Here is a 14,391-nt window from a genome sequence, read left to right as displayed (position 1 = left end):
CACCGCCTACTCGACCCGGCCGGAGAAGGAGACCGACGGCGTGCAGTGGCCGCGGTCGCCGGGGTTCTGGCAGCTGACCGCGAGGACGATCTTCTCCCCCGGCTGGAACCGCCAGGCCTGCAGCCAGTGGTGGTCGAGGTCGCGGAAGTTGGCGAGGCCGACCTCCAGCAGGACGCTCTTGGTGCCACCGGAGTCCCGCAGCAGCCGCAGGGTTCCGGTGTCCCCGCGCGGGTTCTGCAGGATCAGGTCGGTGATCACGAGCGTCTTGTTCGGGTCGGGCATCGTGTAGGGGAACTCGGCGAACCGGTTGACGTTCGAGTCGATGTTCGCGTCCGCGGCCACCCGGAAGTCCGTCGGTGTTCCGGCGGCGGCGTTGACGCGGCTCGGGGTGGTGCCGTCGTTGGCGGTACCACCGCCGGTGTTCTCACCCGGCGGGGTCAGGCCGACGGCCTTCATCGCCTGCTCGGAGTTCTGCTTGGCCTGGTCGGCGTTCTTCTTCGCCTGATCGGCCCCGGCGCCGGCGTCCTGCGCGGCCTTCACGACCTGTTGGTTCTGCTCCTGGGCGGCTTCCCGGGCGGCGGACTTCACCGCCGGCCGCAGCACGGTGAACCACAGCGTCACCAGGGCCAGCAGGAGCACCAGCAGCGCGGCGAGCGCGGGTAGCAGCCACTTGGGCAGCAGCTGGCGCTGCACCATGGTGCCTTCGGTCTTGAGCGGCTCGCCGCCGTCGGCGGTGACGAACACCTGGAAGCGGTGCCGCACGGGTTGCCCGCGCAGGAACCGTTTCCGGGGCTTCGCGCGCATCCGCAGGAACGCGGCCGTGCCGGGCGCCAAGTCGGCCCGCTCGCGTTCGAGCCGGAACTCCAGCTCGTCTTCCGGGTCGAGCGGGCTCAGCTCCACCGCCACCGGCCGGTTGCCCCGGTTGTCGACGGCGACCTCGAAGTCGGCCTTGGAAGCGGCTTCCACCTTGGCCGGCACGATCTCGGCGGTCACGTCGGCGAACGCGCCGAGCTGGACGGTGCCCTCCTCGACGACCGAGCCGGCGGGGTCCTCGGTCGAGAACACCCGGACCCCGAACGGGATCGTCCCGGCGGGGACGTCGGAGGACCGCGGCGGGGCGAAGCGCACGGTGACCGTGCCCGTCTCCCCCGGCATCAGGTTGACCGTCGCCGGTTCCGCGGTGGCCCAGCCACTCGCGTCGCCCACGACGTCGACCGCGAACTGGTCGACGACCTGCCCGGCGTTGCGGATGGTCACCGAGCAGGTCGTCTCCTCGCCCGGTTCCGCGACCAGGCCGGCTTCGGACAGCGTCGCCGTTGCTCCCATGCGGGGAAGTCTCCGCGCCCGCCACCCGGTGCGGCACCGGCGGACGGGTGTGCGGCCGTGCGCCGGTGGTTGCCCGTACGGGCAGCGGTTCGCCGGAGCCCGCGGTTCAGCCGCGGGTGATGAACGGCGGCTGTTCCGTGCGCAGCACGACCAGGATCGGATTCGACTGCACCGCCTGGAACTTCGGCCCGATCACCGGAGCCACCGAGACCGTGCGCGGCCCGATGAGGTCGTGGTGGAAGATCAGGAACTGGGTCTGGAACTTCCCGTCCGCGCCCACCGTCACCAGCCCCGGGGTCGCCGAGATGCCGGCCGACCACGCCAGCCGGACCGTCGCGCCCGGCGGGAAGTCCGTGCCCGTCACGCGCGGCACGAAGCCGAGCGGGCCGATCCCCGGGTCCACCGCGACCACCGGCTGCCGGATCACCACGCGCGCGCTCGCCGTGTTGTCGGCGGCGGTGGTGTCCGGCCCGGTCGTGGCGACCGTCGCCGACACCGGCGCGTCCACGGCCGCCTTCGCCGCCAGCGCGACCCGGACCTCGGCCGTCTGCCCGGGCGCGAGCGTCCCGAGCGCGCAGCTGACGCCGCTCGGCGCGCACCCCGGCGTCACCGACGTCGCGGGCAGCGGCGGCGGCAGCTGGACAGCCAGGCCGACGTCCGGCATCGGGGCACCGGAACCGTTGTGCACCAGGAAGGTCAGCACGACGTCGTCGCCGCCGACGAACAGCGGCACCGCCGACACCGCCATCCCCAGCGACAGCGACCCCGGCGTGACCGGCGGCGCCGGCTTCTCGGCGACGGTGACGACCGCGGTGGCGGAGTTGTCCCGCGCGTCGGCGTCCCCACCGGCGGTGGTGACCGTGCCGGTCGCGGCCTGCGGCCCGGCCACCACGCCGGCGGCGCTGAACCGCACCCGCGCGCTCGCACCCGGCGCGAGCGAGCCGAACGCGCAGACCAGCTCGGGCGTGCAGGTGCCCGCGGTGGTGAGGGGCGCCTGCGGGCGCAACCCGGCGGTCAGCCGGACGAACAGCCCGGTCCCGGACGTGGCCGCGGCGCCGTGGTTGGTGACCACGAACTCGAACGTCGTGAGGCCGCCGAAGGCGATCGCGGCCGGGACGGCGGTCGCGCTCACCCCGACGTCGGCGATCCGCTGGAACACCGGCTGCGACGCCCCGCCGGGTCCGTCGATCAGGAGCGTGGACGCGCCCCCGGCCGCCGGCACGACCCGGATGCTCGACGGGGCTTCACTGGGCGCGCTGTCGAACGCGACGAGCGTGCCGTCCGGCGACCACGCGGGGTTGTCGACGAAGTCGGCGTTCTGCACCAGGACCCGCGCGGGTCCACCGCCCGCGGGGGCGGCGCAGATCAGCCGGCTGTCGTTCTGGAACACGATCGTGGCACCGTTCGGCGACACGTCGGCCGAGCCCTGCCGTCCGGTGCCGCACGGCCCTCCGAACGACGGCGAGAGGTCCCGCTGGGTCCCGGTGACGACGCTGTCGGGCGCCGGGGCAACCTCGGCCTGCCACAGCTCCTGCCGTTGGCCGCCCGGGTCGACCGCCATGACGGCGGTCTCGGTGGCGGTGCCGTTCCGCCCGGTCGCCGTGCAGGTGACGGTGGTGGCCCCGACGGGGAACAGGCTGCCGGAGGACGGGGTGCAGAAGGGCGTGATCGCCGTTTCGCGGTCGGCGTCGACCGCGGTCGCGGGGTAGTCGATGACGGTCGGTGCGGTCCCGGGCACGGTCTTGTCGTGCACGGTGATCAGCGGGAGCCGGGGATCCTTGACCCGCACGGTGATGTCTTCGGTGTAGCCGGGGCGCACGAAGTCCTCGCCGTCGATCCGGAATTCCACCCGGCAGTGCAGCCGGGCGCCGAGCGGCGCGGAATCCGAGACGGTGGCGGTCTCGGCGAACTTTGCGGGCGTGCCACCCGGAACCCGCTGCCCCCCTTCGGGGGTGAAGGACAGCGTCAGGCCCGGGTCGCAGAAGGGCATCGGCTGCACGGCCACCGGCAGGTCGCCGATGCCCTTGATGATCGCCTCGGTGATCCCGCCCGCCTCGGTGCCCGCCGTGAGCACGCCGTTGGTCCCGTTCGCGACAGCGGTCGCCTGCCCCCGGTAGTCGAGGGTCGAGTCCGGGCCCTCTCCGCCGGTGACGGCGGGCACGGCCACCACGCTGATCTTCGCCGCGTTCAGCGCCGCGATCACCGCGGCCTTGACCGCCGATCCCTTGTCGGGAGGGTCTTCGTGGCTGGCCGCGTCGCCGACCAGCACGATGATCCGGCTGCTGTCGGGGCGGAACGTGATCGCTCCCGTCGCGACCTTCTGCAGGGCCAGTAGCCAGTCCTCGGCGGTGTCGCCGCCCCCGTCCGCCCGGATCCGGTCGAACGCCTCGGCCAGCAGCGTCCGCCCGGGGTCGTTCGGGGCCGGGCCCACCGCGGTCAGCGGCTGCTGCACGTAGAACGAGCGGGGGATGTGCGTTTCGCCCACCACGTCGTCCTTGTCGGCCACGTCGCCGAACGCCGCGACGGCGAACTGGACGTCGGCTTCCCGGGTCCGCACGGCGTCGATGACCTGCCCGAGGTTCTGCTTCACCTGGCCGAGCACGCCGGGGTCGCCCTCCACCCCGCCCATGGACGCGGTCTGGTCCACGAGCAGGACGATGTCCGGCTTCGTGCGGATCCGGTCGGTCTGCACGGTCTTGGCGATCGACTCCGAGGTGCCGCGGCCGACGGGGATGTCCACCACCGCCGGGTCCACTCTGGACGGTCCCGGCGGCGTCACCCGCGTCGCCGCGCGGGTCAGGGTGATCTTCGTTCCGTCGGCCGACCACACCGGCTGCGAATCGTCGCCGCGCAAGTACGGCGGCAGCGGGATCTCGCCCAGGAGCCTGCCGTCGGCGACGCGGGCGATGCGGATGAGGTCGCGGGGGCTCTCGTTCTCGAACACCGTGTCGGTGAACGCGATCATCGTCGCGTCCGGGGACCATGCCGGGTGCCGCTCGCGCTTGGTCCCCTCGGTTGGGGCGGTCAACGCGCGGGGTGCGCTGCCGTCGGCGTTCGCCACCACGACCGCGGTCTCCCGGGCCTCGCCGGTGCCGGCCTCGGTGTAGGCCAGGAGCGTGCCGTCGGTGGAGAACGCCGGGTCGAACTCGTCGGCGTCCGGGCGCTGGGTGAGGTCCCGGCGGTCGCCGCCGGTCGCGTCCGCGCTCCAGATGTCGGTGCTGCCGCCCGCGCGCAGCTCGGTGAACACCGGCTGCCCGTTCGCGCGGAACGTCGGCTCGGACTCCCCGATGCCGGGCTCCGCCGAAATGACCGAAACGCGCCCACCGGCGACCTGCTTGACGTCGCCGAGCGGGTCCGGGGTGTGGGTCGTGAACGCCAGGCGCGTGCCGTCGGGCGACCACGCCGGCTCGGCCGAGTCGCCGGGGTCGGGCACCGCGCGGGTGACCGCGCCGCCGGTGTCGGCCATCAGCACGACGTCGCCCGCCGGGTGGAAGCGCGTGGTGGTGAACGCGATCCGCGCCGGCCCCCACGCGGGCTGGGTGTCCGCGGCCGGGTCCGCGGTCAGCCGCGTCGGCGCCCCACCGGCGGCCGGGACGGTGTAGATGTCCCCGGCCGGGTCGTCGCGCGTGCTGCTGAACGCCAGCCGGGTGCCGTCGGGTGACCAGCTCGGGGAGTCGTCGGCGGCCGGGCCCGACGTCACCTGGCGCAGGCCGCGGCCGTCCACGCCGATCACGAACAGGTTCCGGCTGCCGGTGCGGTCCGAAGCGAACGCGACCGTGCGGCCGTCGGGCGACAGCGCGGGGTGGGTGTCGACGGTCTCGCCGGCGGTGAGCTGCACCGGGACCCGCCCGCCGTCGGCGAGGTAGAAGATCTCGCCGTCCCGCTCGGCGCCCCCGGGCGAAGCGGCGCGGTGGCTCACCCACACGATGCCCCCGGTGCCGGCGGACGCGTCGGCGTCGACGCTCCCGATCCCGCGGGGCAACGCCGCCTGCGCGCCGTCACCGGTCGCCTGGAACAGGCCCGTGGTGGCGTCGCTGACGTACCCGACGCGGTAGGGCGCCGCCGGTGGCGGTGCCTGCGCCGCGGTCGGCGAGAGCGCTCCGCTGATCGCCCAGCCGCCGAGCACCGCGACGACCGCGACACCCGCCACCGCTCGGTTCGCGCGCATGGTCGGTCCTCCCCAAGCTGTCGATCGCTCACCCGGCTTCGAACAGCTCGATCTCGGAGATCGCGACGTCCGTGCCGTTGAGCGAGCGGTGCAGCCCGACCACGTGCAGCTCGACGCTGGTCGCGCCTTCGCTGTTCTCGATCGGGACTTCCTGGGCGTCCGGCGTGTCGGCCAGCGCCATGTCGTAGGTCTTGCCGGTGGAGAACACCAGGTGCAGCTTCTGCGGCCGGTGCTCGGCCTGGAAGTTCGCGGCGTCGCCGGAGTAGACGATCGCCTTCCGCAGGTCCGCCGGGTGGTCGAAGGTGAACACCAGCGCGGGTTCCCGGTCGGTCGGGGCCGCCCAGAAAGTGTTCTTGGCGTTGTCGGTGACCAGCGGTGCCGCGTGCCCGGCGATCTGCGCGGTCGCGGTCACCTTGACCGGGTGGACCGGGTTCAGCTTGGCCTCGAAGATGCCGGTGACCTGGCTCCACAGTCCGGTCGCGGCGGTGTTGATCGCCCCGCGGAACGGCTGGTAGAGCGCGTAGACGAGCGCCGAAAGCACCAGTGCCACCGCGACCGCCCGGCGGATGACCTTGCCGACGGTCCGGCGCGCGGCCCCGGCCCGGCCGGTCCGGCGGCGGACGCCGTCCTTGCCCGGTCGCTCGCCCGCCTTGTGCTGCTTCGGTTCGCGGCCGAACAGCCGTCGCCACCACGACGTCTTGACGACCTCGGACTCGGCCAGCGACGCCCCGCACCGGCCGCAGAAGTTGCGGGTGGGCGCGTTGCCCTTGCCGCACCGGCCGCAGATCAGGTCGCCGGGGTGGAGGACCTCGTCCTCGACGGTCTGGTGCACCGGCTGCCGGACCGGGGCGAGCGGCTCGGCGGGCTGCACGACCTGCTGCTGCACCACCGGCTGCGCCCGCACCGCGACCGGGCCGTCGTCGTCCCACTTCAGGTACCGGCCGCACTCGCCGCAGAACTCGACGTCGGCGGGACCCTGGTGCCCGCACTCCGCGTAGATGACCATCCGCTACCCCTCCAACACTTCCACCGCGACCCGCACGTGGGCGGGCACCGCCTCCACGACCGCCGCCGTCAGCCGCCGCCGGTCCGCCCGGGCCGCGTCGGGCACCCGGACCCGCACCTGCACCCAGGCCGGTCCCGGGTCCGGCAGTGGCGCGCCGGGCGTCGGCGAGCCGACGACGCCGCCGCTGTCGGTCACCTCGACCGCGCCGCCGGTCAGCAGCCCCACGTGCTCGGCCAGGCCACGCCGGGTGCCGCGCCACCGGTGCAGCTCGACCGAGCGCGTCACCAGCTGCCGCAGCTGCGCGGGGCTCCAGCTCTCGTCGACGCGCAGCGCGACCCAGTGCGCCAGCCAGCCGACGAAGTCCTCGGGCGCCACCCCCGGGTCCAGGTAGCCGGCGAAGTTGTCCAATGTGGACAGGACCGGGGCGAGGACTTCGTCGAGCGCGCTGGTGAAACCCCGCACGAACTGGTCGTCGGCGTAGACGGCGGGCAGCTGCTCGCCGAGCGGGTGCGCACTGGGCAGCCCCGGGATCCCCGTCCTCATGCGCCGGCCTCCCGCACGCGCACCTGGTGCCCGAACGAGAACGCGAGCGCCTGGGGCGGCAGGTCGAGCCGGTCGACCTGGTCGCCGCGTTCGCGCGTGATCGGGTTCGCGGCGAACAGGCGCACGTCCTCGACCAGTTCGACGCCGGGCAGCCGTTGCAGCACCGCGAAGACCTCGCCCGACTGCACCGGCCGCCCGAACGGCCAGCCGTCGCCGTCCGGGCCGCCGCGCAGCGGGTTGAAGTAGTCGTAGAGGGCCTGGGTCGCCCGCGCGCCGAGGGTGCCGGCCGTCGTCCGGCGCCGGGCCCGCAGCCGCGCGACCACGGTGACGCCCTGGTAGAACGGCGGCTCCACGGACACCAGCGCGCCCACGCAGCGCCGTTCGTCGAGGTGGCGCTCGATCCGGGCGCGCATGCCGGCGTCCAGCATCAGGGTGCCGAACGCGAGCTCGCCGGTGTCGGGCACCGCCGGCACCACCAGGACCCGGATCGCGCCGGTTTCGCGGCCGTCGGAGCCGTGCGCCGGGATGCACCGCACCCGCGCTGCCTCCGGTGCCGCCTCCCGCGCGAGCTGCTCGTAGTCCTCGGCCGTGACCGCGCGGTCGCGCGTGCGCAGCAGCAGCGGACCGCGGACCTGCGCGTCCTGCACGGACTCGCCGTCCACCCCGCCGATCGCCGGACGGCGGTTCACCACGCTGCTCACGAACGGGATCGGGTCCCGCTGCACCTCGAGGACCTCGCGGGCGACGTTGCCGCGCCGCCCGCCGCCGGAGCGGTATTCGGGGACGCGGATCGCGGCGGACTTGGCCGGGAACGCGCCGTAGTAGCGCAGGCCGCCCTCGGGCTCGCGCACCGCGGGACCGAACACGACCTCCCCGCCGATCCGGTCGAGCACGACGTGCCGGTCGTCAGGGCCGGAACCGGCGAACGAGCGGACCTCGGTCCACTGCTGCCAGCCGTCCGGGCCCGAGACCTCCACGATCAGCTCGCCGTCCCCGGCGACCACCGGCGGGCGGCCGAGCGGGAACCGCTGGCCAGGGGTGCCGTCGGAGGTCCCGACGATCTCGTTGCGGATGATCTCGGCGTGCACGGCAGTGGCCGTGCCGCCGATGGTCGAGGCCTCGACCGCGTGCAGCCGCGGCGAACGCTGGTAGAACGGCTGGTTCTCCTTGGCCTCCACCAGCCGGCACCGCAGCCACCCCGCGCGCCGGCGCGCGAGCACCGACATCGTGTGCCCGGGCGGGACGTGCACCACGATGTCCCCGGCGCGGTTGAACGCGCCGGTGCTGTCCCGGTCGACCTCGCACGCCACCCAGCCGTTGCCGTCCCAGGCCTCCCACAGCCACGGCGGGTCGCGCGGGTCGACGCCCTGGCCCTCGACCTCGCAGTCCATCCGCAGCAGCACCGCGCAGCCGGGAACGGCGTCCGACAGCCCGAAGCAGACCGCGTCGCCGGGGGCGGGCGTCTCGGCGAACACCGCGGGACCGCCGCCGACGAGCAGCTCGTCGGTGCGGTCGACCGGCGGCAGGCCGGTGTCGGACGTGCTGGTCGCCAGGTGCGCGAACGAGCACGGCACGATGGTCAGCGTCCGCTCGACGGTGAACACCACGGGGTCCTCGACCTCGGTGCGCACGCTCGCAACCTGCTTGCCGCCCGCGACGACCACCGGGACGTCCCGGGCGGCCGAGAGCCAGAACGTCACGTCGGCTCGCGCCGCGGCCGGCGGGAACAGCCGGACCCCGATCAGGTCGAGGAACCGCAGGTAGTGCCGGTCGGGCACCCGGTTGAGCCGGTAGAGCAGCTGGTCGACCATCTGCGCGAACGTCTCGATCAGCGTGACGCCGGGGTCGGAGACGTTGTGGTCGGTCCACTCCGGACAGTTGCGCTGGACCAGGTACTTGGCTTCGTCGACCAAGTCCTGGAACCGGCGGTCGTCGAGGTTGGGCAGCGGCAGGGACATCACGCACCGTCCGGTTGGGAATCGAGCGCTGTGGACTCGTGCGGCGGGATGACGTAGAAGGGGAAGACGAGGTTGCGCGGGTCGTTCGTGCCGCGCAGGCGGTAGCGGATGTCGATCAGCAGGGTCCCCTGGTCGGCCGCGTCGAAGCTGACGACGACGTCGTCGAGGGTGATCCGCGGCTCCCAGCGCTCCAGCGACGTGCGGACCTCGTAGGCGATCTGCCCGGCGGTCGCCGCGTCGGCGGGCGCGAACACGAGGTCGTGCACCGCGCAGCCGAACTCCGGGCGCATCGGGCGTTCCCCCGGCGAGGTCGCCAGGATCAGCCGGATGCTCTCGACGACCTCGCGCTCGCCGCCGACCAGCGCGATCGAGCCGGTCGCGTCGGTGTGCAGCGGGAACGCCAGTCCCCGGCCGAGGAAGTCCATTTCACCCTCCGATCAGGACGGTCGGGCAGCCCATGACGATCGGCGCGCCGCAGGCGGCGAGGTCGCCCATCCGGGCCGCCGGCATGCCGCCGATCAGGACCGTCGGGCAGCCCGGCGGCGCGATCGGCGTCGGCGGGTGCACCGCGGGCGGCGGGAACGAGCACGTGTGCAGCGTGCCGACGTTCGCGGCGGGCATCCCCCCGATGAGCACGGTCGGCACCCCCGGCCCGGCGATGACGCCCGGGTGCCCGGTCGGGTCGCCGACCCTCGCGGCTGGTGGCATGTCGCTCCCCCGTCAGTTGATCTTGACCACGCTGCCGCGCACGGTGACGACACCGCTCGCGGTCAGCTCCGTCTGGCCCTGGCCCGCGACGGACACGGTCGCGCCCTCGACCTTCACCCCGGCCGTCCCGGTCAGCTTCAGCTGCGCTCCCGCCTCGACGCTGGCGTCGGTCTGGGACTTCACGGTGACCTTCTGGCCCTTGAGCTCCAGTGGCCCGGTGCCGGCGTCGATGCTCACGCCGTTCTGCGCCTTCACCGTGACGCTCTTGCCGCTGGTCACCTCGATGACCTGGTTCTTCTGGTCGATCTTGACGACGAACTTCGCGTCGCCGGAGGACAGCGTGATCCCGTCCTCCTCGGCGAACTCCAGCTTGTGGCCCTTGCGCGAGACGAACCCGCGGACGGCGACCTCGCCGCTGGTGCCGTCGACGACCTCCTTGGCGAACTTCGGCGTGGTGTCCTTGCCGTTGTGCAGCCCGCCCAGCACGTAGGGCGCCTCGAAGTCGCCGTGTTCGAACCCGACCAGGACCTCGTCACCGACCTCGGGCAGCACGAACGCGCCGCGGCCCTTGCCCGCGCCCGGCTGGAGGGTGCGGGCCCACGTACTGGTGAAGTCCTTGTCCAGCCAGGGGAACGTGAGCTTGACGCGGCCGAGCTTCGCCGGGTCCTTCAGGTCGCTGACCTGCGCCGGGACGACTCCCGGCCACGACGAGCCGTGCGTCCCGCCCGCGACCAGCCCGTAGAGCGAACGTTCCTGGCGCCCGGACACGGTGAACTCGGTGGTGTAGCCGACTTCGGCGTTGAACAGGTGCCGCGTGCTGGTCAGCGTGTACTTGCCCGAAAACGGCTGGCCGACGCCGGTGAGGGTGACCGCCGTGCCCGCGCGCAGTTTCGGGTTGCCTTTGGCGACGCCGTCGAGTTCGGTGCAGGCGCTGCCGAAGCGGTCGGCCAGCGCCTTCGCGGTCGCGTCCGCCTCACCCTGCGCCCGCCGGGGCGAGGCGGCGTCGAGGAACGGCGGGCTCGCGAACTTGCCCGCCAGCGCCACCGGGTCCACCCCCGGCACGTCCGTGCCCGCGTTCTTCGGGACCGCGGTGGCGGAGATCGGCTGCTTGCTCTCGTAGTCCCACCCGGTGACCCGCACCTCGGGGACCTGCTCGGCCGCGGTGACGCTGGCGCGCAGGCTGACCAGCGTCCCGTGCGCCTCGAGGACGAGCGGGTCGGCCGTCGCCTTCGTGGTGGTCGACGGCGCGCCGGAGGGCTTCTCGGGCAGCTCGAAGTTCAGCTTCCCGTCGCGCACGGCGATCTGCGCGCCCACCGCGTCGGCCAGCCGGCTCAGGAACTCCCAGTCGCTCACGTTGTCTTGGCCCAGCTGGGTGTTCGGCCGGCCGCCGAAGCCCTTGACGTTGTCGATCTTCCCGGCCGGGATCTTCGCGCGCTGCGTCACCTTGCGCACGACGTCGGCGATCGTCATGTTCGGGTAGGCCGCGACGCGGCGGCCGCGGAACAGCCGGTGCGCGTGGTCGTACCCGCGGACCTCGGTGAACGTGCCGTGCGGGTCCAGGTCGATCGCGACCGCGGTGACCTCGCCGGACAGCAGGTCCTGCGGGCCTTCGGGGTCGGACGTCTGGACCTTGAGCTTGATCTTCGCCCCGACCTTGAACTTCCCCTTCTCCAGCACGACGTACCCCGGGTCGCGGAAGCGCAGCACGAACGTGTCCGGCAGGTTCCGGCTGTCGTCGACGTAGGCGTAGCTGAGCATCACCTTGACGTCGTCGGGCAGCGGCGTGCCCTCGACCTCGACGACCAGGGTGTTCGTGAAGGTCTCGTTAGCCATTGAGCTCCTCCAGCGCCGGCACCAGCAACGGGGTGCCGGGCCGCAGCCGCATCGGGTCGTCGATGTCGTTGGCGTCGGCGATCTCGCGCCACTTCCCGGCGTCGCCGTAGGCGCGGAACGCCACCGACTGCAGCGAGTCCCCGGCGACGAGCACGTGCGTGTCCCGCGCCGCGAGCGCCCCCGACGTCGGGTTCTGGCCGCCCAGCTCGCCCGAGATCTCCTCCAGGTTGACCGTGCAGACCGCGCGCACCGGCGTCCCCGACGGCGTGAACAGCGTGTACTTCGCGGTGACGGAGGCGACGTAGGCGGGGAAGCCGGTCATGCCACCCCACTTGAAGATCACCCACGGCGGTGAGGGCTTCTTGTGCTGACGGCTGTCCTCGGTGGCCACGCAGCAGGTGAACAGCTGCTCGACCTTCTTGACGACGGCGTCGTTCATCTTGTCGGTGGCGTCGATGAACATCTCCAGCGCGAGCTTGGCCGGATCGGACCCCTTGAACTGCGGCGGCGCGCTCTTCTTGGCGTTGGGCTGGGCGTCCCGGCCCCATTTGGCGTTCTTGCTGACCGAGAACTCCTTGGGGTTGAACTGGAACTCGATGTCGAACATCCAGTCGCCGGGCGGCTGCCCGGTCCCGCCGGACTGCGGCGGGTTGTGGACTTTCAGCACCGCGCGCTGGAGGTTGCTGGGCGCGCCTGAGCTGTAGGCCGCCGTGGACTGGGAGCCGGCCGAGGTGAAGGTGACGGGCGAGGGCATCTGTCAGCCCTTCTTCGCCGGGCTGAGGAACCCGTGGTGGGCCAGTTCGAGGGTCTCGGTGGCGACCTTGGGCGAGTCGGGCGAGAGCTGCGGCCCGCTCCAGCGCACCGGCACGACGCCTTCGAGGGCCCAGCTGGCGATCACCTTGCCTTCGAGGGTGCGCGCCTCGATGGTGGCGGTCTTGCGTTCGATGCCGCTCGCCAGGCTGGCGAACCACTTGGTGATCTGCGCGCTGGCCTGCGTGACGGGGCGGGAGAGCTTGATGTTCGAGTACTTGATCCGGGTCGGCAGCTGCCAGACCATGCCGTTGTTGCCGCCCTCTTCCCGCTGTTCCATCACGAACTCGCAGCCCAGCCCGTCGCAGCTGGAGAACGCGCCGAGGTTGCCGAGGTTCTTGTCGTCCAGCTTGACGACGTAACACACGGCGACGGCCTCTTCGGTGTCCGGCATCGGCATCTCCTTCAGTGCGGGCGATCGGTGAGCGCACCCCGGCGCTCACGGTCGAGTCGGAGTTCGGTCTTGAGGCGGCGCAGGAGGGGGTCGAAGAGTTTCTTGACGAGCTCTTCGGTTTCCGGCTGCGGCGCGGCCGGGGTAGCTGCGGGTGCCGGTTCTGGGGCGCGCTGGATGGCTGGGGCGTCGGTTTGCGGGACGGTCGTCGGCTGGGTGGGCTCGTCGTGGGTTGTGGTGGGCGGTGGGGTCTCGATCGTGCGAGCCACGGGGAGGGGCAGCGGGGTGTCGAGGTTCTGGGTTGCTCGGGCCATGGGGATTTCGGGCGGGAGCGGAAGGTCTTGGACCGCTCGGGTGACCGAGAAGGGCGGCAGCAGTCTCGCTGGGAGGCTGGGGGTCTCGATCGCTCGTGCTATCGGGAGCTGCGGGTCGTGCTGCTGTTGTTCTGCTGGGATCGTGCGTGCCGCAGCGAGCAGTGGGTCAGGTGTCGGGCGTTTCGCTGCGAGGGTGGGGGCTTCGGTCGCGCGGGCTACCGGGAGCAGTGGCCCTTGAGCCTGCCGTTCCACCGGGAGGACGGGAGTTTCAATTGCTCGTGCCACTGGGAGCCGTGGCCCTTGCGCTTGCCGTTCCGTCGGGAGGGCGGACGTTTCGGTTGCTCGTGCCATTGGGAGCAGTGGCTCATGGGGCTGCCGTTCCGTCGGGAGGGCGGGCGCTTTGATTGCTCGCGCCACCGGGAGCAATGGCTCATGGGCCTGTTCCGCTGGGAGCGTGGGAACATCGATCGCGTGGGCGGCCGGGAGGTGCTTCGCTGCTAGGGCGGGCGTTTCGATTGCTCGTGCCACCGGAAGCAGCGGTTCATGGGCCGCCCGTTCCGCTGGGAGCGTGGGAACGTGGATCGCATGGGCCGCTGGCAGCTGTTTCGCCGCGAGGGTTGGAGCTTCCATTGCTCGTGCCACCGGTAACGGCGGCTCGTAGGCTTGCCCTTCCGCTGGGCCCGTCGCACGGGTTACCGGGAGCGGCGGCTCGTGGGCTGCCCGTTCCGTTGCGGGGGTGGGAGCTTCGGTCGCTCGCGCCACCGGGAGCAGTGGCTCGTGCGCCAGCCGTTCCGTTGCGGGGGTTTCGATCGCGCGGGCCACCGGGAGCGTCGGCTCCTCTGGGCGGAGCGGCGACTCATGCGCCGCCTGCTCCCCTGGGAGAGCCGCTCGTGCTACCGGGAGCACGGATTCGTGGGTCGCTCGGCTGGCCACGAGCGCCGGGGTCTCAGCAATGCGAGCAACCGGAAGCGGTGGGTCCTGCACCGCCTTTTTCACCTGTAGAGCGGGAGTGGAGAGCGGGGAATCCTGCACCGCGCGCGCCACCGAAACGACCGTGGTCTCGAGCGGCCTGGCTGGGAGGGACGGCTCCCGCAGGGTCCGCGCCACCGGAAGGGCCGCAGCCTCGATCGCTCTCACCGGCGAGTCTTGAGCCGCCGGAACGGGCGCGTCCTGGACGGTTTGCGCCACTGGCAGGGGCGAGTCCCGCACCGGTCGCGCGGCCGGAGCGACCGCGGTCTCGGTCGCCGTCGAGTCCCGCAAGGTCTGTGCCACCGGGAGGGCAGGAGTCGCCGACGGGGATGAGTCCTGCGCCGCCGGAGGCGGTGTCGGGTCAA

General features: G+C 72.7%; 11 protein-coding genes. All 11 read right to left on the bottom strand.

The features are described from left to right. Window positions 1–6: 6 nt before the first annotated feature. Window positions 7–1,326 (bottom strand): COG1470 family protein, encoded by a 1,320-nt coding sequence (locus ACZ7OH_RS07160; RefSeq protein WP_470280019.1) that lies wholly within the window; start codon window positions 1,324–1,326, stop codon window positions 7–9. Window positions 1,327–1,432: 106 nt separating this feature from the next. Beyond that, window positions 1,433–5,494 (bottom strand): VWA domain-containing protein, encoded by a 4,062-nt coding sequence (locus ACZ7OH_RS07155; RefSeq protein WP_470280018.1) that lies wholly within the window; start codon window positions 5,492–5,494, stop codon window positions 1,433–1,435. 28 nt (window positions 5,495–5,522) lie between these two features. Next, window positions 5,523–6,500 carry a zinc ribbon domain-containing protein gene (locus tag ACZ7OH_RS07150; protein WP_470280017.1) on the bottom strand — a complete coding sequence of 326 codons (978 nt, stop codon included), beginning with the start codon at window positions 6,498–6,500 and terminating at the stop codon, window positions 5,523–5,525. Between the two features lie 3 nt (window positions 6,501–6,503). Beyond that, window positions 6,504–7,043: a phage tail protein gene (locus ACZ7OH_RS07145; RefSeq protein ID WP_470280016.1), complete on the bottom strand. Its 540-nt coding sequence runs from the start codon at window positions 7,041–7,043 to the stop codon at window positions 6,504–6,506. Further along, window positions 7,040–9,001 (bottom strand): putative baseplate assembly protein, encoded by a 1,962-nt coding sequence (locus ACZ7OH_RS07140; RefSeq protein WP_470280015.1) that lies wholly within the window; start codon window positions 8,999–9,001, stop codon window positions 7,040–7,042. The genes ACZ7OH_RS07145 and ACZ7OH_RS07140 overlap by 4 nt, the downstream gene beginning before the upstream one ends. Continuing rightward, the gene (locus ACZ7OH_RS07135; protein ID WP_470280014.1) at window positions 9,001–9,426 is read right to left on the bottom strand and encodes a GPW/gp25 family protein; all 426 of its coding nucleotides are present in this window, start codon (window positions 9,424–9,426) and stop codon (window positions 9,001–9,003) included. Before ACZ7OH_RS07135 ends, ACZ7OH_RS07140 begins: the two co-directional genes overlap by 1 nt. Window position 9,427: 1 nt before the next feature. Continuing rightward, complete coding sequence (locus tag ACZ7OH_RS07130; RefSeq protein WP_364268765.1) at window positions 9,428–9,709, bottom strand: PAAR domain-containing protein; 282 nt, start codon at window positions 9,707–9,709, stop codon at window positions 9,428–9,430. A gap of 12 nt (window positions 9,710–9,721) precedes the next feature. After that, entirely contained in the window at window positions 9,722–11,542 is a 1,821-nt protein-coding gene (locus tag ACZ7OH_RS07125) for a VgrG-related protein (protein WP_470280013.1), read from the bottom strand. Beyond that, window positions 11,535–12,296 carry a CIS tube protein gene (locus ACZ7OH_RS07120; RefSeq protein WP_470280012.1) on the bottom strand — a complete coding sequence of 254 codons (762 nt, stop codon included), beginning with the start codon at window positions 12,294–12,296 and terminating at the stop codon, window positions 11,535–11,537. Before ACZ7OH_RS07120 ends, ACZ7OH_RS07125 begins: the two co-directional genes overlap by 8 nt. Before the next feature lie 3 nt (window positions 12,297–12,299). Continuing rightward, window positions 12,300–12,746, bottom strand: coding sequence for a phage tail protein (locus ACZ7OH_RS07115; RefSeq protein ID WP_400907180.1), 447 nt, complete (start codon window positions 12,744–12,746; stop codon window positions 12,300–12,302). 11 nt (window positions 12,747–12,757) lie between these two features. Further along, entirely contained in the window at window positions 12,758–13,057 is a 300-nt protein-coding gene (locus tag ACZ7OH_RS07110) for a hypothetical protein (RefSeq protein ID WP_470280011.1), read from the bottom strand. Between the last annotated feature and the right edge of the window lie 1,334 nt (window positions 13,058–14,391).

It is taken from the genome of Amycolatopsis sp. NPDC114478 (assembly GCF_055633805.1).
The sequence above is the reverse complement of the archived record's forward strand: the minus strand, read 5'-3'. Positions and strand labels throughout refer to the sequence as shown.

Excerpts from the sequence above, each read along its gene's own strand:
- ACZ7OH_RS07160 (WP_470280019.1), bottom strand. The coding sequence starts at position 1,326 with ATGGGAGCAACGGCGACGCTGTCCGAAGCCGGCCTGGTCGCGGAACCG.
- ACZ7OH_RS07155 (WP_470280018.1), bottom strand. The coding sequence starts at position 5,494 with ATGCGCGCGAACCGAGCGGTGGCGGGTGTCGCGGTCGTCGCGGTGCTC.
- ACZ7OH_RS07150 (WP_470280017.1), bottom strand. The coding sequence starts at position 6,500 with ATGGTCATCTACGCGGAGTGCGGGCACCAGGGTCCCGCCGACGTCGAG.
- ACZ7OH_RS07145 (WP_470280016.1), bottom strand. The coding sequence starts at position 7,043 with ATGAGGACGGGGATCCCGGGGCTGCCCAGTGCGCACCCGCTCGGCGAG.
- ACZ7OH_RS07140 (WP_470280015.1), bottom strand. The coding sequence starts at position 9,001 with ATGTCCCTGCCGCTGCCCAACCTCGACGACCGCCGGTTCCAGGACTTG.
- ACZ7OH_RS07135 (WP_470280014.1), bottom strand. The coding sequence starts at position 9,426 with ATGGACTTCCTCGGCCGGGGACTGGCGTTCCCGCTGCACACCGACGCG.
- ACZ7OH_RS07130 (WP_364268765.1), bottom strand. The coding sequence starts at position 9,709 with ATGCCACCAGCCGCGAGGGTCGGCGACCCGACCGGGCACCCGGGCGTC.
- ACZ7OH_RS07125 (WP_470280013.1), bottom strand. The coding sequence starts at position 11,542 with ATGGCTAACGAGACCTTCACGAACACCCTGGTCGTCGAGGTCGAGGGC.
- ACZ7OH_RS07120 (WP_470280012.1), bottom strand. The coding sequence starts at position 12,296 with ATGCCCTCGCCCGTCACCTTCACCTCGGCCGGCTCCCAGTCCACGGCG.
- ACZ7OH_RS07115 (WP_400907180.1), bottom strand. The coding sequence starts at position 12,746 with ATGCCGGACACCGAAGAGGCCGTCGCCGTGTGTTACGTCGTCAAGCTG.
- ACZ7OH_RS07110 (WP_470280011.1), bottom strand. The coding sequence starts at position 13,057 with ATGGCCCGAGCAACCCAGAACCTCGACACCCCGCTGCCCCTCCCCGTG.